Annotated in this window: 18 protein-coding genes, 2 rRNA genes and 1 pseudogene (1 of these 21 cut by a window edge); 11 read left to right on the top strand and 10 right to left on the bottom strand. The window is 33.0% G+C overall.

The annotated features are described in order from the left end of the window. Positions 1 to 19: 19 nt before the first annotated feature. The 7 genes from HUE53_RS10060 to HUE53_RS10030 all read left to right on the top strand — a co-directional run bounded on the left by HUE53_RS10060 (position 20) and on the right by HUE53_RS10030 (position 7,505). Entirely contained in the window at positions 20 to 1,252 is a 1,233-nt protein-coding gene (locus tag HUE53_RS10060; RefSeq protein ID WP_014165628.1) for a DUF1015 domain-containing protein, read from the top strand. 32 nt (positions 1,253 to 1,284) lie between these two features. Then, positions 1,285 to 1,464: a hypothetical protein gene (locus tag HUE53_RS10055; RefSeq protein WP_192188450.1), complete on the top strand. Its 180-nt coding sequence runs from the start codon at positions 1,285 to 1,287 to the stop codon at positions 1,462 to 1,464. A gap of 668 nt (positions 1,465 to 2,132) precedes the next feature. Further along, a complete protein-coding gene (locus tag HUE53_RS10050; protein WP_014165630.1) occupies positions 2,133 to 3,191 on the top strand; it encodes an acyltransferase family protein in 1,059 nt (352 codons plus the stop codon). A 1-nt stretch (position 3,192) separates the two neighbouring features. Continuing rightward, positions 3,193 to 3,855, top strand: coding sequence for a YggS family pyridoxal phosphate-dependent enzyme (locus HUE53_RS10045; protein WP_192188449.1), 663 nt, complete (start codon positions 3,193 to 3,195; stop codon positions 3,853 to 3,855). 613 nt (positions 3,856 to 4,468) lie between these two features. Further along, a complete protein-coding gene (locus HUE53_RS10040) occupies positions 4,469 to 5,830 on the top strand; it encodes an exonuclease domain-containing protein (RefSeq protein ID WP_065213383.1) in 1,362 nt (453 codons plus the stop codon). Next, positions 5,827 to 6,762, top strand: coding sequence for a tRNA (adenosine(37)-N6)-dimethylallyltransferase MiaA (gene miaA / locus HUE53_RS10035; protein ID WP_102135403.1), 936 nt, complete (start codon positions 5,827 to 5,829; stop codon positions 6,760 to 6,762). The genes HUE53_RS10040 and miaA overlap by 4 nt, the downstream gene beginning before the upstream one ends. A 2-nt stretch (positions 6,763 to 6,764) precedes the next feature. Beyond that, positions 6,765 to 7,505 (top strand): acyl-[acyl-carrier-protein] thioesterase, encoded by a 741-nt coding sequence (locus HUE53_RS10030; RefSeq protein ID WP_014165634.1) that lies wholly within the window; start codon positions 6,765 to 6,767, stop codon positions 7,503 to 7,505. A gap of 167 nt (positions 7,506 to 7,672) precedes the next feature. On the opposite strand, the gene HUE53_RS10025 is transcribed toward HUE53_RS10030, so the two are convergent. The 6 genes from HUE53_RS10025 to HUE53_RS10000 all read right to left on the bottom strand — a co-directional run bounded on the left by HUE53_RS10025 (position 7,673) and on the right by HUE53_RS10000 (position 16,141). Then, entirely contained in the window at positions 7,673 to 10,378 is a 2,706-nt protein-coding gene (locus HUE53_RS10025; protein ID WP_014165635.1) for a DNA gyrase/topoisomerase IV subunit A, read from the bottom strand. 52 nt (positions 10,379 to 10,430) lie between these two features. Continuing rightward, positions 10,431 to 10,703: a GxxExxY protein gene (locus HUE53_RS10020; protein WP_231138892.1), complete on the bottom strand. Its 273-nt coding sequence runs from the start codon at positions 10,701 to 10,703 to the stop codon at positions 10,431 to 10,433. A gap of 201 nt (positions 10,704 to 10,904) precedes the next feature. After that, positions 10,905 to 11,990: a PDDEXK nuclease domain-containing protein gene (locus tag HUE53_RS10015; RefSeq protein ID WP_192188448.1), complete on the bottom strand. Its 1,086-nt coding sequence runs from the start codon at positions 11,988 to 11,990 to the stop codon at positions 10,905 to 10,907. Between the two features lie 10 nt (positions 11,991 to 12,000). Then, positions 12,001 to 12,909 (bottom strand): DUF4435 domain-containing protein, encoded by a 909-nt coding sequence (locus tag HUE53_RS10010; protein ID WP_065213379.1) that lies wholly within the window; start codon positions 12,907 to 12,909, stop codon positions 12,001 to 12,003. After that, positions 12,909 to 14,237, bottom strand: a complete 1,329-nt coding sequence (locus HUE53_RS10005; protein WP_065213378.1) for an AAA family ATPase — start codon at positions 14,235 to 14,237, stop codon at positions 12,909 to 12,911. The genes HUE53_RS10010 and HUE53_RS10005 overlap by 1 nt, the downstream gene beginning before the upstream one ends. 41 nt (positions 14,238 to 14,278) lie before the next feature. Continuing rightward, entirely contained in the window at positions 14,279 to 16,141 is a 1,863-nt protein-coding gene (locus HUE53_RS10000) for a DNA topoisomerase IV subunit B (protein WP_065213377.1), read from the bottom strand. A gap of 164 nt (positions 16,142 to 16,305) precedes the next feature. On the opposite strand from HUE53_RS10000, the gene HUE53_RS09995 reads away from it, so the two are divergent. Further along, positions 16,306 to 18,996 (top strand): TonB-dependent receptor, encoded by a 2,691-nt coding sequence (locus HUE53_RS09995; protein WP_041253227.1) that lies wholly within the window; start codon positions 16,306 to 16,308, stop codon positions 18,994 to 18,996. Positions 18,997 to 19,146: 150 nt separating this feature from the next. Here the strand turns inward: HUE53_RS09995 and ychF are convergent, their stop codons facing one another. Beyond that, complete coding sequence (gene ychF / locus HUE53_RS09990) at positions 19,147 to 20,241, bottom strand: redox-regulated ATPase YchF (RefSeq protein ID WP_014165640.1); 1,095 nt, start codon at positions 20,239 to 20,241, stop codon at positions 19,147 to 19,149. A gap of 197 nt (positions 20,242 to 20,438) precedes the next feature. On the opposite strand from ychF, the pseudogene HUE53_RS09980 reads away from it, so the two are divergent. After that, positions 20,439 to 21,401: pseudogene (locus HUE53_RS09980) on the top strand (IS256 family transposase). Positions 21,402 to 21,476: 75 nt separating this feature from the next. Beyond that, on the top strand, positions 21,477 to 22,589 hold the full coding sequence (locus HUE53_RS09975) for an IS481 family transposase (RefSeq protein WP_065213373.1): 1,113 nt from the start codon (positions 21,477 to 21,479) through the stop codon (positions 22,587 to 22,589). A 29-nt stretch (positions 22,590 to 22,618) separates the two neighbouring features. On the opposite strand, the gene HUE53_RS09970 is transcribed toward HUE53_RS09975, so the two are convergent. Next, entirely contained in the window at positions 22,619 to 23,443 is an 825-nt protein-coding gene (locus tag HUE53_RS09970; protein ID WP_192188447.1) for an IS982 family transposase, read from the bottom strand. Positions 23,444 to 23,516: 73 nt separating this feature from the next. On the opposite strand from HUE53_RS09970, the gene HUE53_RS09965 reads away from it, so the two are divergent. After that, positions 23,517 to 23,756, top strand: a complete 240-nt coding sequence (locus HUE53_RS09965) for a transposase (protein WP_065213372.1) — start codon at positions 23,517 to 23,519, stop codon at positions 23,754 to 23,756. A gap of 201 nt (positions 23,757 to 23,957) precedes the next feature. Here the strand turns inward: HUE53_RS09965 and rrf are convergent. Next, positions 23,958 to 24,066: ribosomal RNA gene (gene rrf, locus HUE53_RS09960) — 5S ribosomal RNA — on the bottom strand. A 169-nt stretch (positions 24,067 to 24,235) separates the two neighbouring features. Continuing rightward, positions 24,236 to 26,582 (bottom strand): 23S ribosomal RNA (locus tag HUE53_RS09955); it runs 529 nt beyond the window's last position.

The raw sequence follows: 26,582 nt of genomic DNA, 5'->3' as shown, positions 1-26,582 counted from the left end.
ACTTTTCATTCAAGAAAAAATGGCAAAAATAATCCCTTTTAAAGCAGTTCGCCCCACACATGATAAAGTAGCGCTAGTGACGTGTAGAACCTATGATGAATATTCCGCAGCTGAATTAGCCGCTTGGTTGGATTTTAATCCTTATTCTTTCTTGCATATTATTAATCCTGCCTATACACATTCGCAAAAAATTACAGCCGATAAACGTTTTAGAGGGGTAACTCATAAATACAACGATTTTAAAAAGGAAAATATTTTCATTCAGGAAGATAAACCTGTTTTTTACCTTTATGAAATCCAAACAAAATCAAATTCTTTTACAGGTATTGTTGCGGGTACTTCTATAGAGGATTATCAAAACAATCGTATCAAAAAACATGAAGACACCCTGCAATATCGTGTAGAATTATTTAAAGAATATTTACATCAAACAGGATTTAATACTGAACCCGTATTGATTACCTATCCTGATAGTACTGAAATCAACAATTTTATTGCTATCCATAAAAAAAACAAACCTATTTACGAATTTTCAACCACTAATAAAGAAAAACACATCCTTTGGAAAATTGATACCGAAATGGAAATTAACCTATTAATAGAACATTTCGAGTCGATCCCTAATCTATACATAGCCGACGGGCACCATCGTTCAGCATCGGCAGAAATGTTGTATGAGCAAGACAAAGCAACAGGCAATCCAAATTTGAATTATTTTATGAGTTTTTTAATTGCGGAAAGTAATGTGAAAATTTATGAATTTAATCGTGTAATTCACGACCTCAACGGACATACTAAGGAAGGATTTATTAAGCTTTTGGCAGAAAATTTCATCATTAAAGATAAAAAAAGTGAGTTATACCAACCCCAACGCAAATATGAATTTGGGATGTATTTGGATGGTCGTTTTTATGCTTTAGAATATATGAGAAATGGAAATAGTAATGAAAATGGAACTAATCAAATTTTAAAAAACCTAGATGCGCAAATTTTATACGATTATGTCCTTCAACCTATTTTAGGTATTGGCGACCTTCGCAATGATGAACGTATTGATTACATTCCTGGAAAACAAGCCATTTTACACATGAAAGAATTAATTGATGAGGGCGAGTTTGAAGTAGGTTTTATGTTGTATCCATCTGATATTAGTGAAATAAAATTATTAGCCGACAATAATCTGATTATGCCTCCAAAATCCACCTATATCGAACCGAAGTTTAGGAGCGGACTGTTGGTGTATGAATTATAAGTAAAGAAAAGAAGTAAGAGAATAAGCTAAAGATGAAAAATGTCATCAAAAAATTAAAACAATATAATTCTAAAATAAACCTTTCAGAAAGGTTTGAGTCAAGTAGATTTGATATTACTGATGAGATTTTTAATTTTTCAGAAAAAGAGCGACTATCAAAAGGTGAAAATTCTTTAAAAAAAAAACATTCTTCTAAAAGAAATTCTATATAAAAAGTATAATGAAAACAAAAAAAATAATGACTTAGATTTTTGGATAATCAACAATTGGGGAGGTATAAGAGGTTTTAAAAAAACGGGACAAAATATAGCTAAACTTAGTAAATTTAAAAACCAAATTTTAACTACAAAACTCACTTTAGATACTTTTAGCACAATTTCATCTCTTTCTAAAGTTGCTTCATTTATAAATCCAAATGAGTTTGTAATTTATGACTCTAAGGTAATTTATAGTTTGAATTGGCTTATATTAACTTCTGAAAATCAAAAAAATTTTAAAGTACCGTATTTCCCCATTCCTACTGGAAGAAATAAAATAATTTCTGATTTTGACATGAATACAATTTTAAATCTTTCTCACTTATCTGAATATATAAGCAATAAAAAAATATTTTATAATCATCAAGAGGCATCATAAATATTGTAACTTTATCAAACAAAATCATTTAACAATTTGTGGGGTAAATTCAAAACCATTTGAGTTAGAATTGCTATTATTTACTTTAGCCGATAAAGAAATTTTTGAAGATATTAAATGGAATGCAAAATTGAATTTATACAATCCATAAAGTATTGTAAATTCTAAAAAAATAGACTATTAACAGCACAAAACCACAACAATTGATACTTCTACTTACCTAAGTAACTCTTATTATTATCAAATGAAAAAATTACCTAATTTAACCTCTATTCGTTTCTTTTTAGCTTCAATTGTGGTTGTTTTTCATATTCCTTCCTATTGTAAAAATAGAGGTTTGCCTTATTATGATGCCTTACCTATTTTAAATAAAGGTACAGAAGCTGTCTATTTTTTCTTTTCACTAAGTGGTTTTTTAATCATTAGAAATTTATTTATTGAAAAAAGCAAAGGTACAATTCATTTAAAAAATTTCTTTGTAAGAAGAGCTTTAAGAATTTTACCGTTATACTATCTTGTTTTTTTTATAGGATTAACATTTTATCATTTAATAGCTCCTCTTTTTGGTTTTACACATACCTCTGAATACAATATCTTCTTAGCTTTAGCATTAGGCCTTACTTTTTTTCCTAACATTTTAGCAAAATATGGCCCTGGAGGTATTATTGAAATATTATGGTCTATAGGCATAGAAGAACAATTTTATGTATTTATTGCACCTGTAATTTACTTTTTAAAACCTTTAAAAGCCTTTCTTTTTTTGATATTTTTTACAATACTGTATTTCTATATATTTAATTTTAGTTATCTAAACGAGTTATTAAATGAGTATGGGATGGCTTTTTTTTACTTTTCTTTTAGCGGAATAGTTGCTTACACTTTTAACCTTTCAAACAATCTTTTTAAAACACCTATTCCCCTAACTTTTGTGTCTAGCTTAATTAGTTTTTTTATTTTTTTTACCAATATATTCAAAAATTCTCTGAATAACGAAACATATCATTTACTCTGTATGTTTAGCTTTTCGCTAACTATTTATTTTTTATCACAAAAACCAATAGGTTTTTTAGAAAACAAATTTTTTGTTACATTGGGCGAAATATCATACGGTATCTATATGTACCATGCCATAACCTTTCAATTCATTGGTTATTTATTTCTTAAAATGAAGTTGTATTTGCTACTTGATAATTTTTTTTCAATTATATTGTTTAATCTATCTGTATTTTTTCTTACTATATGTATATCGTACTTTTCATATCATTTTTTTGAAAAAAAATTTTTAACTCTCAAAAAATATTAACATGTCAATAGCTCAAAACCTCAATAATATAAAATCATCTCTTCCTCCGCATGTTACTCTAGTAGCGGTTTCAAAAACCAAACCCGTGAGTGACTTAATGGAAGCTTACCAAACAGGGCAACGCATTTTTGGAGAAAACAAAATCCAAGAAATGACGGAAAAATGGGAACAAATGCCAAAAGATATCCAGTGGCACATGATAGGTCACGTACAAACTAACAAGGTGAAGTATATGGCGCCTTTCGTGAGTTTGATTCATGGTGTAGATAGCTTAAAATTATTGCAAGAAATCAATAAACAAGCGCAAAAAAACAACCGTGTAATTGATTGTTTGTTACAAATCTATATCGCCGAGGAAGAAAGCAAATTTGGTTTAGACGAAAACGAATTAGAAGAAATTCTTCAATTTATCCAAAAAGATAATTCTTTACAAAATATCAAAATCGTTGGTTTGATGGGGATGGCTACTTTTACTGAAAATAAAAATCAAATCAAAAAGGAGTTTTTACATTTAAAATCTATATTTGATAAATACAAACCTATTGAAACTTCAAACCTGAAATTTCAAATGCTCTCTATGGGAATGAGTAGTGATTATCAACTTGCTGTTGACTGTGGAAGTACGATGGTTCGTATTGGAAGTAGTATTTTTGGCTCGAGATAAATTAAACAGTAGTAATTTCAATGACAATAATCCATTCAATTTTTAATAAAAACTTCATATTTAAAATCAGGTCATTTCTGCAAAACGTATGTTCTCATTAATAAAAAAATTGCGAATTAGTTTAACTTTTAAATTTAAATTATCTTAGCTCCGACAAAACCATTATAATGGAAATTAACAAACCAAATTTTAACAAAATCTATAATTTCAAGGATAGACTTATAGGATTTGCTCGAGAAATAATTCTCTTTGTTCGTCAATTTGAAAAATTATATGAATTAGATTATTACACAAATCAGTTAATTAGGAAGTGTTTGTTTCAATTATGGTGAAACACAAGGAACTATAACCAATAAAGATTTTATTTTTAAAGTTTCTTTATCTCTAAAAGAATTAAAAGAGTCAAGAAAATCCTGAAAAACATTAGATTATATTCCTGCTGGCAACCTTGAAAAAGGAAATGGTTATTAAATGAAGGAGAAAGAATTAATAGCTATAGCTTCAAGAATGATTAACAATAAAAAGTAATTCAATACAATATCAAAATCAATTTTAAAACTAAAACTTGAAGTTGATTTTTGAAGTTGTTTTTTTTTTGACATTGACATTGAATATGTACGCAATACTCGACATAGAAACCACAGGCGGTCAATACAACGAAGAAGGTATTACCGAAATAGCCATCTATAAATTTGATGGTCATGAGATCCTAGACCAATTTATCAGTTTGGTTAATCCTGAAATTCCCATTCAACCATTTGTAGTAAAACTAACAGGTATTAATAATGCCATGCTTCGTAGTGCTCCTAAATTTTATGAAATAGCCAAACGAATTATAGAAATTACAGAAAATTGTATAATTGTAGCTCACAATGCTTCTTTTGACTATAGAGTCATCAAAACCGAATTTAAGCGTTTGGGATATGATTATAAAAAACAAACACTTTGTACCGTTGAATTATCTAAAAAATTAATTCCCGATCAGACCTCTTATAGTTTAGGAAAACTAGTACGAAGTTTAGGAATTCCTGTAACCGATAGACATCGTGCAAATGGTGATGCCATGGCAACCGTTAAACTTTTTAAGTTACTTCTTTCAAAAGATATAGAAAAAACGATTGTTAAAAGTTTTATAAAAACAGAGATAAAATCGGGTGTAACCCCTAAATTGTTAGACATTTTAGACCATGTACCCAGTAAAACAGGTATTTACTACATTCATAATGAACAAGGTGAAATCATTTATATTGGAAAAAGTAAAAATATAAAAAAACGAATCAATCAGCATTTTACTGGACTTTCTAAAAAAAGTAAAAAAATACAAAAAGAAGTCTTTACAGTTACTTTTGAAGAAACAGGTAGTGAGTTGATTGCTCTCTTAAAAGAAAGCGAAGAAATAAAAATAAACAAACCTATTTATAACAAGTCTCTACGTAAAACCCTTTTTCCATGGGCACTTTATACAGAAAAAGACATTCATGGTTATTTGATCCTAAAAGTTCTAAAAGCCGATGGTCGAAAAAAAGAAATCATCTCTTTTAGTAGCCAAGAAGAAGGGAAAAATGCCTTGTTCCTAATTACAGAAAAATACCAATTGTGTCAAAAAATCAATGGTTTATACGATTCTAAAAACAGTTGTTTTCAATACGAAATTAAACAATGTTTGGGAGCTTGTATCAATCAAGAAAAACCAAAAGATTACAATACAAGAGTATTAGAATTTATACGTAATCACCAATTCCAAAACCAAACCATGGTTATTGTAGACAAAGGTAGAACGTTGGAAGAAAGAAGTGCAGTTCTTATTGAAAATGGGGAGTATAAAGGCTATTGTTTTTATAATTTAAATCATCAAATACATACTATAGAAATTCTAAAAAAAATTATTATCCCCATGGAAAACAATAGGGATAGTCGAAACATTATTCAGAATTTCATCAATAAAAGAAAAGTTTTAAAAATAATAAAATTTTGATTTTGAATAAACCAAATTATTTAATTACCATTATAGGTCCCACAGCTATTGGTAAAACCGCTTTAGCTATCCAATTAGCTAATCATTTTGGATGCGAAATCATTTCCTGTGATAGTCGACAGTTTTTTAAAGAAATGTATATCGGAACAGCTGTACCTTCACAGGAAGAATTAGCACAAGCACCGCATCATTTTATCCAAAACAAATCCATTTTTGAGAGTTATTCGGTAGGCGATTATGAAATTGAAGCCTTACAGAAATTAGACGAATTATTTCAGAAAAATAACATCCAAGTACTTGTGGGCGGTAGTGGTTTGTATGTAGATGCTGTTTTAAAAGGATTTGATGAATTTCCTGATATTGATGCTTCCGTACGTGAAACCGTTAACAGCAAATATGATGAATTAGGTATCTCCTATCTTCAAGATAATTTAAAAAATTTAGACCCTGATTATTATCAAAAAATTACGAACGAAAATCCACAAACCCTTCAGAACCCACAACGCATGAAACGTTTTGTAGAAGTCTGTATCGGTTCAGGACAGCCCTACTCTAGTTTTTTAGGCAAACGCAAAAACCAGCGCAACTTCACGCCTATAATTATAGGTTTAGAAGCTGACCGTACGCTGATGTATGAACGTATCAACCTTAGAGTTGACTTGATGATGCAACAAGGATTATTAAAAGAAGTTAAAACACTTTTACCGCACAAAGAACTCAACGCCTTACAAACTGTAGGCTATCGCGAACTATTTGATTATTTTAAAGGAGAAACCTCTTTAGATGAAGCCATTGAACAAATTAAAATGAATACCCGTCGCTTTGCCAAACGTCAAATGACCTGGTTCAAGCGTACAGATAACACACAATGGTTTGATTATCAAACAAATTATAATACAATCATTACTTTTATTAATTCAAAATTCATATAAAAATGCCTATTTCACCCGATTTTTCATCAATCTTTGAAGAAAATCATAAAATTAATTTTTTACATTGTACTCCTAATGGTATCCTTAAATATACGGATTTATGCAATCTTTTTCAATTAACAGCCAGTTCTCATGCGGAACAAGGAGGGTTTAGCCATGCTGATATGCAAATCTTTAACCAAGCTTGGGTTTTAAGTAGAATGGTGGTTGAAATCATAGATTTACCTAAATGGCAAGACGAAATAACAATCAAAACTTGGATTAAATCCTTAAATGGGTATCAATCTGTTCGATGTCTAGAAATGTATCTAAAAGGGGAAAAGATTATTGGTTGCGAAACTTTTTGGGTAGTAATTAATACCCATACTCGAAGACCAGAAAACTTTGCTCTTTCTTATGATCCTTTTACTTTTTTTCCTAATGATGCTACTAAGACTAGAACTCATAAAATTAATATTCCTGAAGATCCGATAAAATTAACCGATAAAATTGTAAAACTTTCAGATATTGATATAGTGAATCATGCCAATAATGTAAAATATTTAGAATGGTCATTAGATGAAATGGATCCGAAAATTATTCTGGAACAAAAAATAAAATCCTTTACAATTAATTTTTTAAAGGAAATAAATCTTCGCGATAAAATTGAAGTAAATTGTAAAGAAGACAAAGAAACTACTACGTTCACGATAACAAAAAACAATAAAACTTGCTATGCTTTAGCACTCCATTTAAAAGTATAAATAAAACAAGGACTGTTTAGGAGAAAGCCTCCTTTCAACGTCTAGTCCAAAACCTTCAATAAGAGAAACCACATTATCAACGTTATGTGATTTCTCTTTTAGGTCAACTAGAACAGAAGCTTATAAATGAGATTATCCTCCTTAAAAAGTCTCTTTTTATGGTGGTATTAATCCAAACTCAAGGTTATTTGCCCATCATCTTCTAGGGTAATATCATAATCTTTGATATCAGTTCCTTCTTCTAATTCTGTATCCTTTTTAAAATTTTCTTCAGAAAGTTCTTTTGGTTCCTCATATAAAAGCGATTCCAACATATTAATTTGTTTAATTTTATCTGCTGTTAATTGGTTTCCTAATGCTTTTATTCCCTTTACAGCAATAAACTCCTCTAAATTAACTATTAAATTTTCTTTTTGAACCCCACCTTTTTTAGCAAAAATAACCTCTGCCATAGGTCGCCAATCCGTAGAAACAATTTCTAATTGGGATTTTTCATGTTCAGAGATAAAAAGCTCTTCTTTATTTTCATGTTCAACTAAAAAACGTTTTATAAAATAACGCTCTTTTTCACCATCATAATAAATAGCCGAAATAGGTTTTTGAGGATGCCATTTTTCCAATACAATCATATCGTCTTCAAAGTGCGTGGTTAGCTCAGGAATTACTGTTTTAATTTTACCTGATTGATGAATGATTAGCAAACGGTCATTCGGTTTAAATTCCCCTAATAATTCCCCTCTTCCATCAACATTCAAACGTTGTACGGTATCGTCAAACCATACTTTTCTTGGGCGCAAGGTAGAAATGCCTCTTTCTTTTAACTCAATTTTTTTAATCGGATATTTAGCCACTGTATTCCCTTTAGAAGCTCTTCCTTTGATCATAATATCAGCAAAATCTATGTCCCATTTTAATTTTTTGACACTTCCAACTTGACGCAGTAAAATAGTTACTGTTTCTGCTTCACCATTTGGATTAGCCGAAAAATACAAGACTTGCGAACCTGTTTTTTCCTGAGTTAAATCATATTCTTTATCTCTAGTTACACCTGAAACACTAAAACGTTTGATAAATGAGGGACCTGATTTACCATCGCGATAAATCATATTATAAATGGTACGCTTGTCGTTTTTATCAAATACAGCTATATGAATGATCTCCTTACCTACAAATTTCTTTTCATCTACTTTTGTAACAATCATCTTACCATTACGTAAAAAACAAATAACATCATCAATATCACTACAATCGGCCACATATTCGTCTTTTTTGAGGGATGTTCCTACAAAACCTTCTTCACGATTTACATACAATTTTGTGTTTCTTAGAACCACTTTAGTAGCTTCTATATTTTCAAAATTTCGTATTTCAGTTTGACGCTCACGACCTTTACCATATTTTTCTTTTAACCTAGCGAAATAAGCAATTGCAAAATCAATTAAATTATCCAAATGATGTTTAATTTCTGCTATTTCATCCTCTAATTTAGCTATCAATTCATCTGCCTTATCAGAGTCAAATCGGGTTATACGAATCATAGGAATCTGCGTTAATTTTTGCAAATCTTCATCTATAATATCACGTACTAATAACTTTCTAAAGGGTTCAAAACGTTTGTACATATATTCATACAACGATTCTCTATTGGCATACAATTTAAAATCGATGTACATTTCCTCTCGTATAAATATTTTCTCTAAAGTTGAGAAATGCCATTTATTTTCTAGTTCTGCCAATTGTACTTCTAGTTCTTGACGTAATAAATCAAGTGTACGGTGTGTAGAAATACGTAACATTTCCGATACCCCTATGAACAATGGTTTATTATCTTCAATCACGCAGCCTAAAGGAGAAATAGACGTTTCGCAAGCTGTGAAGGCATAAAGAGCATCAATTGTCTTATCAGGAGAAACACCAGGTGGCAAATGAATCAATATTTCAACTTCCGCTGCCGTATTGTCTTCAATTTTCTTGATTTTTATTTTCCCTTTATCGTTTGCCTTTAAAATACTATCAATTAAAGAAGTCGTATTAGTAGAAAATGGAATTTGAGTAATAACAAGGGTCTGTTTATCTAATTGCGATACTTTTGCACGTACTCGCACACGTCCGCCTCGCAAACCATCATTATAGTTAGAAACATCTGCAATACCAGCTGTTGGAAAATCAGGATAAAGTGTAAATGATTTTCCTTTTAAAATTTTAATAGAAGCATCAATTAACTCATTAAAATTATGGGGTAAAATTTTAGTTGATAAACCTACCGCAATACCTTCTCCTCCTTGAGCTAAGAGTAGTGGAAATTTTACAGGTAAGTTAATAGGCTCCGCACGACGACCATCATAAGACAATCCCCATTCTGTAATTTTAGGAGAATATAACACCTCTAAGGCAAACTTACTTAAACGTGCCTCGATGTAACGGGATGCCGCAGCACCGTCTCCCGTTAGTATATTTCCCCAGTTTCCTTGGGTATCAATTAATAAATCTTTTTGTCCAATTTGCACCATGGCATCACCAATACTGGCATCACCGTGTGGATGGTACTGCATGGTATGCCCTACTACATTTGCTACCTTGTTATAACGTCCATCGTCCAACTCTTTCATGGAGTGCATAATACGACGTTGTACGGGTTTAAAACCGTCCTCAATAGCTGGTACAGCACGCTCAAGGATTACATAAGAAGCATAATCCAAGAACCAATCCTTATACATACCCGTTACCTTGGTAATCGTAGCATCAGGATTTTCTTCATTATTTTCATAAAAATGTTCTCCCAAAAAATATCCTTCCTCAGAAGTGTTTTCTTCAGATTGGTTTTTGCTTTCTAGGGTTAAATCGTCTTCTATATTTTCGTTTTCTTCACTCATAATTTAGGGTCACAATGTTCCACTAAGTCAAACACTAAGTTTCACAAGGCTTTTAAATTACTAATCTTTTTATTCCGTCTTTTAATGATTTTTTATAAAAACTTAAAAGTAAACCCAATCTACAATCTGTTAACCGCATATATGTTAAACATTGTGCAATATGTTCGATTCTAAATTCTTCAAGTACTTTTAACTCAATAATAACTTTATCATTTACTATTATATCTACTCTATATCCGCAATCAAATTTGATATCTTCATAAACGACTGGAAATCCTTTTTCTTGTTTAACATTCAATCCACATTTTTCTAATTCAAAAACCAAACACTCGCGATATACTTTTCCAATAATCCTGAGCCCAATTTTGTATGCACTTTATAGGCACAGTCTAAGATTATTTTACTGATATCGTTTTCTTCTTGCATAATCATATTTTTGTTACACAAAGTACTTCACAATGTTTCACAAAGTTTTTTTAACTTCTTTGACTTTGTGCTAAACTTAGGGTGACTTTGTGTAGCTTTCTTACGAAATTATCTTTTTAAATTCTTCTACTGTTGGTAAAACCGTTTTGTATTTACTAGCGAATATTTGGTCATTTTCTTCTGGTAAAGAATATTCAACCAGTAAATTGCTTTTATTTTGACACAATATTATTCCAATGGTTTTGTTTTCGTCTTCCAAACGCATTTCCCTATCATAATAATTGAGATACATCTGCATTTGTCCTAAATCTTGATGTTTGAGTTCGCCTATTTTCAAATCAATAAGTACAAAACATTTTAAAATTCGGTTATAAAATACTAAGTCAATATAAAAATGTTTTTCATCAAATGAAATTCTTTTTTGACGCGCCACAAAGGTAAAACCGTGCCCTAATTCCATCAAAAAGGCTTCTAATTTATCTATGATTTCAGTTTCAAGTTCTTCTTCCGAATATTGTACTTTTTCAGCTAATCCTAAAAACTCTAATATATACGGGTCTTTTATTAAATCTTTTGGTTTTTCAATAATTTGACCTTCTTGGGCAAGTTTAAAAACTTCTTCTTTATCTCTGCTTAATGATAATCTTGCAAATAATGCCGAATTGTATTGACGCTTTAATTCTCGAACACTCCAATTGTGTTTGATAGATTCTATTTCATAGAAATTGCGTTCTAGTTTATCATCCATCGAACTAAGAAATATATAATGTGACCAAGAAAGTTTGAATTGCGCAGTCAGTGTCTGCGTTTTTTGTTTTATATCAAAAATCCGAGACAGTGATTCGGATTTTGAGTTTTCTAATTCCGCAGACAGTGTCTGCGGAATTGTAAATACTTGATAAAATCTGCGCATTTGCTCAAGATTACGAATACTAAATCCTTTGCCAAATTCTTGTGTGAGTCTGTTAGATAGTAATTGGATTAAATATTTGCCATATTCTGCGCGTTCATTGCCCTTTTGTTCTTCTTCAACTATTTTCCGACCAATTTCATAGTAAGTAGTAACCAGTGTTTGATTTACAGTACTTACTAACTGCTGATGTGAACTTTTAACAATAGTAATCACCTCCTGAAAGAAATTATTTTCAGGATTGAGGGGTGTTCTATTGTTGTTGTTTTGTTCCATTAAAATCTAGTTAATTAATCACCTTCTGAATGTAAAGATTCAAACTTTCTGGGGTTTCTGCATAATTACTAAAAATCGCGATAGCTCTCTCATTATTTAGAGCACCAGCAAATGAAAATTTTAATTTTTTATTATTTGTTTTTTCTTCTAATATCATCATATCAATAAATTTTATTAGAAATTCCATTTCATATTTCCCTCTAAATACCTTTAACTTATCACAATCTTGGAACTCATTAATTTTCGCTGTCAATATATTTTCATCAATATCAATCGCAGAAGGAAATTCTGCATTTAATCTTGAAAGATCATAATTTATTGAAACTTGATCAATGGTAAAGTTTATAAAGTTTTTAGGAAATTTATCATCTAGATTTACACCAGTCTGTATTCGTTGACTATTTCTTATATCAATTAAACAAGAGTACCAAGCATTAAACAATAAAACCGAATTATGAAATTCTTCTTGTCTTTGCTCATATAAATTTAGATATGTATTATGCAATGGGTTTGTGGTTGCTGACAAACTAAATTCATTAATTAATATTTCTTTAAATACAGAACTTGAAACATATAAATTTTCAATAGAATAACAAGGTGTCTCAAAAACAGGAGGATTCAGTTCCTGAAGTGGTTCATTAAAATCTCTATCTATAAAAAATGCTTTTTTATATCTAGTATAAACTTCTTTATTTTTAATAAGTTCATAAACCTCAAAAACTTTAGATCGTCCTCCACATTTTATAGGGTGATAATGATTTGTATATTTTTTTATTCTTGGCACATAATAAGGATTATCCTTACCCTCAAAAAAACAAAATAAATGATTTGGCAATGCTCTAGTTGAATTAGCAAACTCTGTAAATGCTACAACAGATTCTCCTCTGCTATTTCTCAAATCGTCAACACTTAAATTCATTATAAATTTTCTTTTGAGATTGAAAAATATTCATTTAAACCTACAGCATACCTATCTAATTCATTATCAAAAATAAATGGGGAGTGTGTAACTGCCAATAAAAAATCACATTTATTTGAATTTATTATATCAGGCAATAATTCTTTTTGCCATAACATACTCAAAGAAAGTTCAGGCTCATCAAATAAAACTATAAACCTTTTATCTTCTGCTGACAGGTAAATTTTTGAAAAAATTGAGATAATTTGTTTTTCTCCCGATGATAAATTTTTTAAATCTATTTTTTCTTGGGTGATTTTTGATCTTATATAGATCTTAATCTTTCTCTCATCGTAAAAAACTTCTTTGTTAATTAAATACTTATTACATACATCTCTAAATACAATAATTCTTTTATCATAAGGTTTTTGTTCCTCATAACTTTTAACTAATTTATTTAACAAATGCTTTGATGTAGGATTATTTACCTTTTTATCAATTACAAAGCTTTTAATTGACTGTTTTTGCAAATCTGTAAGTAACGTTCCCAATCTAGATAAAATCAAATTAATATCTTCCTCATTCACCTTTTCCAACACATCTTCAATTGGCTCTTCATTATCAATTACTATAATATTTAATATATCTTTAGTAAACTGAGTTAGACCATCTTTTAACAAATTATCAATTTTTTTTTCTAATTGGACGAATTGCTTTTGAACATCATCCATCCCAAACTGGATTAATGTTACTTCTTCATCCAAAAATTCATCATCATCATAACCCAAATTATGTAAATCTTCTTCTACTCTTCTATAGGTTGGGAAATACATAATCTCTGAATTATCAAGTTCGTTTTTAATTTTTAAATCAATTTCTTTTAAATTATTATCAAACCCTTGTTTAAATTCAGAATCTTCAAAATATCTAAATATTCTATGAAGAGGATACTTTCTGAACTTATAATTTCTTTCTAGCAATTTTTCTAGCTCATATGTACTCCTCTTATTATGTGTCCATTTTTTACTTAAAAATTCAAATTGAGCATATCCAAATTCTTTAACGAAATCCTTTATTTCAGAGTCTTTAAACAATCTATCTATTGATTTAGCAATAAGATCTTTTGTAATTTCAACTTCTCGGTTTTCAAAGGAAATAGTTAATTTTTCAAAATTAAAATCACTAAGTCGAAGAAAATTTCTAGTTAAAGTATAATAAAGCAAATTAAGTATTTGTGTTTTTCCTAATCCATTTTCACCGATCAAAATCATTTTGTTTTCTTTGAAAATAATATCTATATTATTTGTACCAAATAAGCCTATTATGCTAAATTTTTTTATGAAGTTCATTTTTTCTGTTTTTCTTTTATAAAATTATCGTCAATAGAACACTAACTATTCAACTCCTCCACCGTATCCAACTCCACTTTCAAATTCTTGATAATAAATTCCTGACGGTCAGGGGTATTCTTACCCATATAGAACTCTAATAATTTTTCGATAGAAGTCGCTTTGTCCAACATTACAGGGTCTAAACGAATATCTTCTCCAATAAAATATTTGAATTCATCTGGTGAAATCTCTCCTAATCCCTTGAATCGGGTGATTTCTGGTTTTGGTTTTAACTTCTCAATAGCATTACGTCGTTCCTCATCACTATAACAATAAATCGTTTCTTTCTTGTTACGAACACGGAACAAAGGCGTTTGCAATATATACAAATGTCCTTCTTTGATGATTTCTGGGAAAAACTGCAAGAAAAAAGTAATTAACAACAAACGAATGTGCATCCCATCCACATCGGCATCGGTTGCGATTACAATGTTGTTGTAACGCAAATCTTCCATACTTTCTTCGATATTCAATGCGGCTTGAAGCAAATTGAATTCCTCGTTTTCATACACTATTTTTTTGGTCATTCCATAGGTATTCAAAGGCTTTCCACGCAAACTAAATACCGCTTGAGTATTCACATCGCGAGATTTTGTAATAGACCCCGAAGCTGAATCTCCCTCGGTAATAAACAAAGTGCTCTCTAAACTACGTGCATTTTTTGCATCAGTAAGATGCACACGACAGTCGCGCAATTTTTTGTTATGTAAACTGGCTTTCTTAGCTCGTTCTTTAGCTAACTTACGAATGCCCGACAATTCTTTACGTTCGCGTTCTGCTTGTAAAATTTTACGAAGTAACAAATCTGCTACCTCTGGATTTTTATGTAAGAAATTATCTAAATTTGTTTTAATAAAATCGTTTATATAAGTACGAACCGTAGGCGAATTAGGTCCCATATCGGTAGATCCTAATTTAGTTTTAGTTTGTGACTCAAAAACAGGTTCTTCTACTTTAATAGAAATTGCGGAAACAATTGATTTACGAATATCAGATGCTTCAAAATTTTTATTATAAAACTCTTTAATTGTACGTACAATAGCTTCTCGAAATGCCGCTAAATGAGTTCCCCCTTGTGTTGTATTTTGTCCGTTAACAAACGAGTAATATTCTTCAGAATATTGTGTTCTACTATGTGTCATAGCAACTTCTATATCATCACCCATTAGATGTATGATAGGATATTGCATATCTTCTTCTGTAATGGTTTCTTCTAATAAATCTTTTAATCCATTTTCTGAAAAAAATTTTTCACCATTATATACTATTGTTAATCCTTTATTTAAATAACAATAGTTTTTTAACATTCTAACAATGTATTCGTTACGATACTTATAATGTTTAAAAATCGTATCATCTGCTATAAAACTAACCTTCGTTCCTTTACGTTTAGTAGTTTCTACAACATCTTCCTCTACAGTAAGGGTTCCAGCTGAAAATTCAGCCGCTTTTTGTTGATTATCACGTACTGATTCAACTCTAAAAAAAGTAGAAAGAGCGTTTACTGCTTTAGTACCCACTCCATTTAAACCAACTGATTTTTTAAATGCTTTGGAATCATATTTCCCTCCTGTATTCATTTTGGATACTACATCCACTACTTTTCCTAAGGGAATACCTCGACCATAATCCCTAACAGTAATCATCTTATCTTTTAAGGTAACTTCTATGGTTTTCCCAGCTCCCATTACAAACTCATCTATACAGTTATCTAGGACCTCTTTAACCAAAATATAAATACCATCATCAGGTGATGATCCATCTCCCAACTTACCGATGTACATCCCAGGACGCATACGGATATGCTCTCTCCAGTCGAGAGAACGTATATTATCTTCGGTGTATTGATTTTGTTCGAACATATATAAAAACGATTGGGTGCTAAGATACTTGAAAAGTATGTAAAAAGAAAATAAAACAATCTATTAACAAAAACGAATAAATAAAAGAAAAAAATAAAAACATTTTTTCATTATTAACATTTTTTTTAGATATTTGATAAAACAATAACCTAAAAAAAATAAATATGAAAAAAATTCATTGCTTATTATTGCTAATAATGACTTGGACAGGTTTTTCCCAAAACCTCATAAAAGGATCTATTAAAGACACTGGAGGACTAGGAATTCCAGGAGTTAATATTACTGCTAACAATGCAGGTGCTACAACCTCTGATTTCGACGGTAGCTTTTCCATTAAACTAAATCCAGGAAAACACACCTTAAAATTCAATTATATGGGCTATAAAACAGAAACTAGAGAAATTGAGTTAAAAGACCAAAACATTGAATTAAACATAGTGCTACAAGAAGAAAATAAAAGTTTAGATGAAGTAGTAGTGGTGGGGACTAGAACAGCCCCTCGAAGTAATACCACCACATCTTTACCTATCGACCTATTATCTTCTAAAGAATTGGCTTCAACAGGACAAGCTTCATTTGACAAAGCATTGCAATACAGAATTCCTTCATTTAATACGGTTCAAACTCCTGTAAATGATGCTACATCCTTATTAGACCCTTATGAAATACGAAATATGGGACCTAGCCGTACATTAATCTTAATCAACGGCAAGCGTAAAAACATGAGTGCATTAGTATATACACAAACCTCTCCTGGACGTGGCGAAACAGGAGCAGACATTTCAGCGATCCCTCAAGATGCTATTGAAAGAGTTGAAATATTACGTGATGGCGCCTCAGCTCAATACGGATCTGATGCTATTGCAGGGGTTATGAATATCATATTAAAAAACAACCCTAATTCAGGATCTACCACTCTACGAACGGGAATTACTGGAAAAGGAGACGGAAAAATGATTGGAGCAAGCCTTAATAACGGCACAACGGCTTTTAACGAAAAAGGGTTTATTAATTACACCTTAGATTTTTCTAAAGCAACTTTAGCCAATAGACCTGGTACTGTTGATGCACAAGGAGAAGCTAAAGATTTTAATGCAAACATAGTAGATGTCCAAGATTTTCTAAACAGACACCCAGATGCTGGTAATACAAATGGATCACCTGCAACGGCAGCCGCTAAATTTGAAATCAATGGAGGCTTGGATACATCTGAAAATTCAAAATTATATTTCAATGGTGCTTATGTTTACAAAAAAGTAAATTCATTTGCAAACTACAGAACCCCCTATTGGAGAACCTTAACAGACTATCCCTTTTTAAATCAATTGTTCCCTGGAAATGGCAAAAATGGCTATGATGGATACGCACCTACTTTTGAAGGAGATCTTAATGATTATAATGCTACTTTAGGCTTAAAATCAACTAAAAACGGATGGAACACTGATTTAAGCATCACCTTTGGAGGCAATACACAAGAATACACAGTAAATAATTCATTTAACCGTTCTTCCCTTTTAGATAGTAACGGAGCTAATCTATATCTTCAAAATAGCCCTATTTCATTTAAACCTGGAGGAACAAAATTTGATCATATCGTAGGAAACATAGATATAAATAAAAATTTAACCGATAAAATCAGTTTTGCTATAGGCACAGAATTTAGAACTGAAAACTTTACCATTATAGAGGGAGACAAAGCTTCTTGGGATGGAATGGGTGCTGATTCATTTGCTGGTAACAGACCCGAAAATTCAGGCAAATTCAATCGTTATAATATTGGAGGGTATATTGCAACTACTATAGATTTTACAAAAAACTTCTTAATAGATGCAACCTTACGTGGTGAAAATTATAGCGACTTTGGTACAACTTACATAGGTAAATTGAGCGGAAGATATAAATTTTTAGATGATAAAATAACATTAAGAGCATCCGTATCATCTGGATTTAGAGCTCCATCCTTACATCAAATTTATACCCAAAAATCACAATATAGCTTTTTCCCAGGGCAAGGTGTTTTAGCAAGCGGATTAGTAAACAATGTGTCTCCTCAAGCTCGTCAAATGGGAATTGAAAAATTAAAAGCTGAAAAATCTGAAAATTACACAATTGGTTTAGGCTTCAAACCAATGAAAAACATTACATTAACACTTGACTACTACCACATCAATGTTTACGACAGAATTGTTTTAAGTGATGAAATTAAAGACGTGACTATTAACGGGAAAAATCTAGGGACATTATCTTTCTTTACCAACGCTTTAGATACTAGAACAAGAGGTATTGATGTAGTTGCTAGCATACGAAACATTAAACTAGGAAGCGGAGATTTAGGATTTAATCTATCAGGAAATTACACATTTGAAAATTGGAATACTAACAAAATCCCAGTAAAATTTGGAAAAGATCTTATAGATGCCACACAACAACATTTATTATTTACTTCTCGTCCTAAAACCAAATGGATCTTAGGGACTAATTATGACATCGGAAAATTTGGTTTTTCACTAAACAACACCTTATTTGGAAAAACAGTATTCAAACAAGTTGGATTAGATTCTAATTTAAGAACTGAATTCAAACCAAAAGTTGTAACTGATTTAGGAATAAATTTTAACGCCACAAACAAATTAACTTTTGCCTTAAATATCAACAACTTATTTAATATTTTACCTAAATGGGAATTTAAAGCTGAAAATAGTACGGGAGAAGCTAGTTTAACAGACCCTAATTTTGTAAAAACACAATCAAATTTAATTACTTTCAACCAACGTTATTCACAGATGACCTATGATGGGTACCATTTCAGCCAATTAGGAACTATGTTCAGTCTATCTTTAAACTATAAATTTTAAAACAAAAAGAGGCTGTCAAAATGACAGCCTCTTTTGTTACTAAATTATTCGGATACCTCGGAAATAATTTTCACATATCCGATTCTTAGAAAGTGAGTTCTACACTTTTAGTACACCTCTTATAAAATATTAAAAATACCAATAACCAAGCTATACATTAAATCTAAAGTGCATCACATCACCATCCTTTACTATATACTCCTTACCTTCCACACGCAACTTACCCGCTTCCTTCACCTTACTTTCAGAACCAAAAGTCACATAATCGTCATAAGCAATCACCTCTGCACGGATAAACCCTTTCTCAAAATCCGAGTGAATCACACCTGCTGCTTTCGGAGCTGTATCACCCACTTTAATAGTCCAAGCACGAACCTCTTTTACTCCAGCCGTAAAATACGTCTGCAAGTTCAATAATTTATACGCCGAACGGATTAACTTCGATACACCAGGTTCCTCTAACCCCATGTCCCCTAAAAACATCTGACGCTCTTCATAAGTTTCTAGCTCTGTAATATCCGCTTCAGTGGCAACTGCTAATACAATCACCTGCGCATTCTCATCCTTCACCAACTCTTTCACCTGTTCAACATACGCATTCCCATTAGCTGCCGATGCTTCATCTACATTACACACATACAACACAGGCTTTGAAGTAATCAACTGAATCATATCTAAACAGTCCGCCTCGTCCTGATTTTTAGGTTCAATCACACGAGCCGACTTCCCTTCTAATAAAACTGCTTTAATACGCTCTAATAAATCCGCTTCAACAATCGCTTCTTTATTGCCCGATTTCGCCATTTTTTTAGCTTTATCCAAACGTTTTTCAACGGTTTCTAGATCTTTTAACTGCAATTCGATATCAATCGTTTCTTTGTCACGAATCGGGTTCACATTCCCATCCACGTGCACAATATTATCATTATCAAAACAACGCAACACATGAATGATTGCGTTACATTCGCGAATATTACCCAAAAACTGATTTCCTAATCCTTCACCTTTACTCGCACCTTTTACCAACCCTGCAATATCCACAATCTCAACAGTCGCAGGCAACACACGCTCTGGATTAACCAATTCTTCTAATTTTTCCAAACGCGGGTCTGGTACATTCACCACTCCAATATTCGGTTCAATTGTACAAAACGGAAAATTAGCACTCTGCGCCTTCGCATTCGACAAACAATTGAATAAAGTTGATTTTCCTACATTCGGTAAGCCTACAATACCTGCTTTCATGGTTAATTATTTTTAAAAAGTCTGCAAATATAACTTTTTTAGACTTCAAATACTAATTTTTTGGGCGTGCCCCTCCTCAAACAAAACTTTCGTCAGCCTTTGGCGGAAGCTCTCCCTTTCGGCGGGATACTGTACAAAAAAAGTGTGTAAAGAATTTTTTGTAATTTTAAAATTATGAACCATTAAAATTTACAATTATGGACTTTACACACGCTCAAATTTCGGAATTATTATTGGAAGTTGCAAATTCAGAAAATGGAACGAATTTATTAATGCAAATGACCTTAGAGACCTTTATGAAGTCAGAACGGGTATTGCATCCGCTAGAAAATCCCACGGATTATGCAAATGGATTTAGAACTAGAACGACTAATGGTTTTGGCAAAGAAATGGTTTTAAAGGAACCAAGAACACGAAGAGGTACCTTTTATCCAGCATTGCTTGGAGTTCTAAGAAATGAGGATGAAGAGCATCGAAAACTCATTTTTAGTCTTTATAGAAAAGGTTAAACAACAGAGCAAGTAAGCGACGTTTATGAAGAACTTTACGGTAAAGATTACAGCAAGCAGCAGATAAGTTACTTGATGAAGGAGAGTAAAAAAGAAATTGAATTATGGCTTAAAAGAGACTTAGAAGAACATTATTTAGTACTTTATATTGATGCTACTTTTGTTCATACAAGGCGAGATGATTCGGTTAAGAAAGAAGGCTATTTCACAATTTTAGGTATTAAAGAAGAAGAAACAAGGGAGGTTTTAACAATTGTAAATCATCCCACAGAAGGAGCTTTATTGTGGCAACAAGAGTTGGAGAGCTTAAAAACAAGAGGTGTAAAAAGTATTGGATTAGTGGTCTCTGACGGCTTAACATCTATTGAAAACGCTAGTGCAAAAGTCTTCCCTAATGCCAAACATCAACTCTGTGTGGTTCATTTTAAACGAAATATATTAGCTATTTTTCCACGAACAAAACGAGTAGAAATAGCAATAGAATTAAAGGAAATATACCAAGTAGAAACAAAAAGCACAACACCAATTGCTTCATTTGAAAAATTAATTAATTTTGTTCAAAAGAGGGAAAGTAAATATCCAAGCATAAAAAGTTTCAAAAATGAGCGAAATATAGCTTATTTTACTTATTTAATTCAAGTTGCTAGTTAATCGACTTATTTGTAATAGTTAATATTTAATCTGACAGTTACCAATTAAAGTATTAATTTTAAACAAAGATTAAATATGACAACAAATCAAAAAATAATAGGTAATAAAATTGGACTATTAAACTTAGCAAACAAATTAAAAAATGTATCAGAAGCTTGTAGGATTATGGGCTACAGTCGTGATAGTTTTTATCGTTTTCAAGAATTATATGAAACAGGAGGCGAATTAGCACTTCAAGAAATAAGTCGAAGCAAACCCATTATTAAAAATCGTGTTGAACCCTACATTGAGCAAAAAGTAGTAAGCATTGCTACAGATAATCCATCTCTAGGTCAGCAAAGAGTGAGTAATGAATTGCGTAAAGAAGGCATTGTACTTTCTCCTGGAGGAGTTCGTTCGATTTGGCTTCGTAATGATTTAGAGACCTTTAAAAAGCGATTAAAAGCCTTAGAGACAAAAGTAGCAAAAGAAGGTTTGATTCTTACTGAATCACAAGTCGTAGCCATTGAAAAAGCTAAAGAAGAAAAAGAAGCTCACGGAGAAATAGAAACCGCTCATCCAGGTTATTTGGGAGCACAAGACACCTATTATGTTGGCACAATTAAAGGAGTAGGAAGAATTTACCAACAAACTTTCATAGACACTTATTCTAAAGTTGCTTTTGCAAAACTATACGACCAAAAAAATTCACTCGTAGCAGCAGATATGCTTAATGATAAAGTGCTCCCATTTTATCAAGAACAAGATGTTTCTTTACTTAGAATACTTACCGATAGAGGAACAGAGTATTGTGGTTCACAAGATCACGATTTTCAACTTTATCTAGCTATTGAAGACATAGATCATACTAAAACCAAAGCTAGAAGTCCTCAGACTAATGGTATTTGCGAACGTTTTCATAGAACTATACAAAATGAATTTTATGCCATAGCTTTTAGAAAAAAAGTTTATAACTCAATTGAACAACTTCAAATAGACCTTGACCTTTGGCTGATAGAATACAATCAAAACAGACCCCATTCTGGTAAGTTTTGTTATGGACAAACTCCTTTAAAAACTTTTTTAGATACCAAATATTTGGCAGATGAAAAAAACTTGAATAAATTGCATCAGAATCATTTTTTTCTTTCATCTGAAAAAGCCCCCAAGGGAATTGAAAAAACAAACAATCTGACAAACTTAATTTAACTTACAACTGTCAGGTAAAGTAGTGGCTATTACAACTTATTTAATTGGAGTCCAAAAACGAATAATGTTAGTTTTATAAGGAATCCATTTAATGTGACTGCATGTATTGTTCTAGGGAATAATTTTTTAATGTCACTTATTGTGGTTTCTACTTTTTTTCTCATTTTTAATTTTTCATTTTTTTGTTGTTCAGTATCAAATCTTTTTGAATTTGATTTTCGTTGTACTTTCAATAAAATACATTTTTCTTCTTTAGCAAAATCTTCTAATTTATAATTTGTATAAGCACTATCAGCGTATATTGATGCTTCAGCTGGCAATTTATCAATCATTTTCCCAATAGCCTTTGCATCTCCAGTTTTCCCTGGTGTAAAATGAAAAGCAATTGGTATTCCTGCTTTTGTTGTAAGTAATTGAACTTTTATTCCATAGAAATAGCTTCGCATACTTGCTGTATAACCTCTCCATTTCTTACCACTAACAATTTTACAATTCGCAATTCGCATATTATGACAAAATGCTACTGGAAATGAATCTATTATATATTGCATCTCACAACAAATATCTTTAAAATAAGAACTTATAATCTCAAATAACTCATATAGGATTGATCCAATTTTGTGTAATCTTCTGTTAAATCTACTTTTATCTAACATATCTGGAATAAATCCATATTGTTTCATAAATCGAATAGCTGAATCATGATTTCCATAAAAACTAGTCGATGAAACTAAGGCTGTCAGAATGATTTCACTATCACTTACTTTTCTTCTTATATCATCTTGATGATTAATTCCTTTTAAAATATCATCAATTAAACAAAAAATTGATATAATTTTGTCTTTACAAAGCATGGGTTTCGTTTATTGGTTAGCAAAACAAATTTACTTAACCTTTTGCTTTGTTTTTCATTTTTAAACTAGCAACTTGAATTATTTAGATTATCCGCCACAAATTCAAAGAATGGTTTATTCGACCAACTGGATTGAACGGTTGAACAGAGATTACAAGCGTGTTTTGAAAATGAGAGGAGCCATGCCGAACGTGTCTTCAGTTATTGCTTTAATGGGTTCGGTAGCATTGGAAAAAGAATATAAAACATACAAGTATCCAGTAAGTGCTTTTAGAGATATAGAGGAATTAAAAAGAAAGAAAGAAACAAGATAAAGGAAAGAAAATACGTTCCGCTACGCTACACTTAATTTTCTTTCCTTTATCTTGTTTTGAACATTGAAATATTGATTATAAAAATGATTTACACACTTTTTAATACACTCCCGTTTTTGACTTGATCCGTGATTTCGGTATGATACAATAAATTCATATAAAACAAAAAACCTTCATCGTTTCGGATGAAGGGTTTCTAAAGAAAGGCGGCGATCTACTCTCCCACAAAATGCAGTACCATCGACGCTGGCGGGCTTAACTTCTCTGTTCGAAATGGGAAGAGGTGAGCCCCGCCGCAATAACCACCTTAAGGTTTTAAGTCTAAAGTCGAATGTCGTAAAGTTTCCTTTGGACTTTCTTATTTAAGACTGTCTCGTTTTTAAACGAAACAAATATTTTAACATATTGAGATAAATATTTAATTTGGAAAGAATTTTACGAGCCCCCTGAGGTTCCCCCTTTGGGGGTTAGGGGGCTCTTACAATAAGCTTACGGGTTATTAGTACTACTTGACTGTGACATTACTGCCTTTACATCTATAGCCTATCAACGTGGTCATCTTCCACGACCCTTAAAAGAAATCTCATCTTGTGGTGGGTTTCGCGCTTATATGCTTTCAGCGCTTATCCCTTCCCAACGTAGCTACTCTGCGGTGCTCCTGGCGGAACAACAGATACACCAGCGGTTGGTCCAACTCGGTCCTCTCGTACTAGAGTCAGATCCACTCAAATTTCTAACGCCCACAGTAGATAGAGACCGAACTGTCTCACGACGTTCTGAACCCAGCTCGCGTGCCACTTTAATGGGCGAACAGCCCAACCCTTGGGACCTTCTCCAGCCCCAGGATGTGACGAGCCGACATCGAGGTGCCAAACCCCCCCGTCGATATGAGCTCTTGGGGGAGATCAGCCTGTTATCCCCGGCGTACCTTTTATCCTTTGAGCGATGGCCCTTCCATGCGGAACCACCGGATCACTATGCTCTACTTTCGTACCTGATCGACCTGTATGTCTCTCAGTCAAGCTCCCTTATGCCATTGCACTCTACGCACGGTTACCAAGCGTGCTGAGGGAACCTTTAGAAGCCTCCGTTACTCTTTTGGAGGCGACCACCCCAGTCAAACTACCCACCAAGCAATGTCCTCCACAATATGGAGTTAGGCCTCAGATAAGCAAAGGGTGGTATTTCAACAATGACTCCACAACGCCTAGCGACGCCATTTCACAGTCTCCCACCTATCCTACACATCACTTATCCAAGGTCAATACTAAGCTATAGTAAAGGTGCACAGGGTCTTTTCGTCCCACTGCGGGTAATCGGCATCTTCACCGATACTACAATTTCACCGAGCTCATGGCTGAGACAGTGTCCAGATCGTTACACCATTCGTGCAGGTCGGAACTTACCCGACAAGGAATTTCGCTACCTTAGGACCGTTATAGTTACGGCCGCCGTTTACTGGGGCTTCAATTCAATGCTTCTGATTGCTCATAACATCTCCTCTTAACCTTCCAGCACCGGGCAGGTGTCAGGCCCTATACTTCATCTTACGATTTGGCAGAGCCCTGTGTTTTTGATAAACAGTCGCCTGGACCTTTTCACTGCGGCCAGCTTGCGCTGGCGACCTTTCTCCCGAAGTTACAGGTCTATTTTGCCTAATTCCTTAGCCATGAATCTCTCGAGCGCCTTAGGATACTCTCCTCAACTACCTGTGTCGGTTTACGGTACGGGTACTTATAATCTATGTTTAGAAGGTTTTCTTGGCAGCCTTTAGGTACACTATCCCATCATCCGAAGAATCCGAGTACTATCGCATTTCACCAGTCCCAGCGGATTTGCCTACCGGGCCTATAGCTAGGTGCTTTAACGAACTATTCCGTCAGTTCGCGGTACTTTCACCACTGCGTCACTCCATCACAATTATAAGTAGTACGGGAATATTAACCCGTTGGCCATCGACTGTTCCTTTCGGATTCGCCTTAGGTCCCGACTAACCCGCAGCTGATTAGCATAGCTGCGGAAACCTTAGTTTTGCGGCGGGGGTGTTTCTCGCACCCCTTATCGTTACTTATGCCTACATTTTCTTTTCTAACCTCTCCAGAAATCCTCACGGAATCCCTTCTACGATGTTAGAATGCTCCCCTACCACTTGACTTTTGTCAAATCCATAGCTTCGGTAGTATACTTATGCCCGATTATTATCCATGCTCGATCGCTCGACTAGTGAGCTGTTACGCACTCTTTAAATGAATGGCTGCTTCCAAGCCAACATCCTAGCTGTCGATGCAATCAAACCGCGTTTGATCAACTTAGTATACATTTGGGGACCTTAGCTGATGGTCTGGGTTCTTTCCCTCTCGGACTGGGACCTTAGCACCCCAGCCCTCACTGCTGTGTATATTATATAGCATTCGGAGTTTGTCAGGAATTGGTAGGCGGTGAAGCCCCCGCATCCAATCAGTAGCTCTACCTCTATATAACTCTACCACTGCGCTGCACCTAAATGCATTTCGGGGAGTACGAGCTATTTCCGAGTTTGATTGGCCTTTCACCCCTACCCACAGGTCATCCGAAGACTTTTCAACGTCAACCGGTTCGGACCTCCACTATGTGTTACCACAGCTTCATCCTGCCCATGGGTAGATCACACGGTTTCGCGTCTAACATTACTGACTCAAGCGCCCTATTCAGACTCGCTTTCGCTACGGATCCGCACCTGAAGTGCTTAACCTTGCCAGCAACGTTAACTCGTAGGCTCATTATGCAAAAGGCACGCCGTCACAGCTTTTGCTGCTCCGACCGCTTGTAGGCGTATGGTTTCAGGTT

The sequence above is a fragment of the Flavobacterium columnare genome (genome assembly GCF_014844295.1).
Lineage (GTDB): Bacteria > Bacteroidota > Bacteroidia > Flavobacteriales > Flavobacteriaceae > Flavobacterium > Flavobacterium columnare.
Note: the sequence above shows the minus strand (reverse complement) of the source record. Positions and strands in the feature narration are given on the sequence as shown.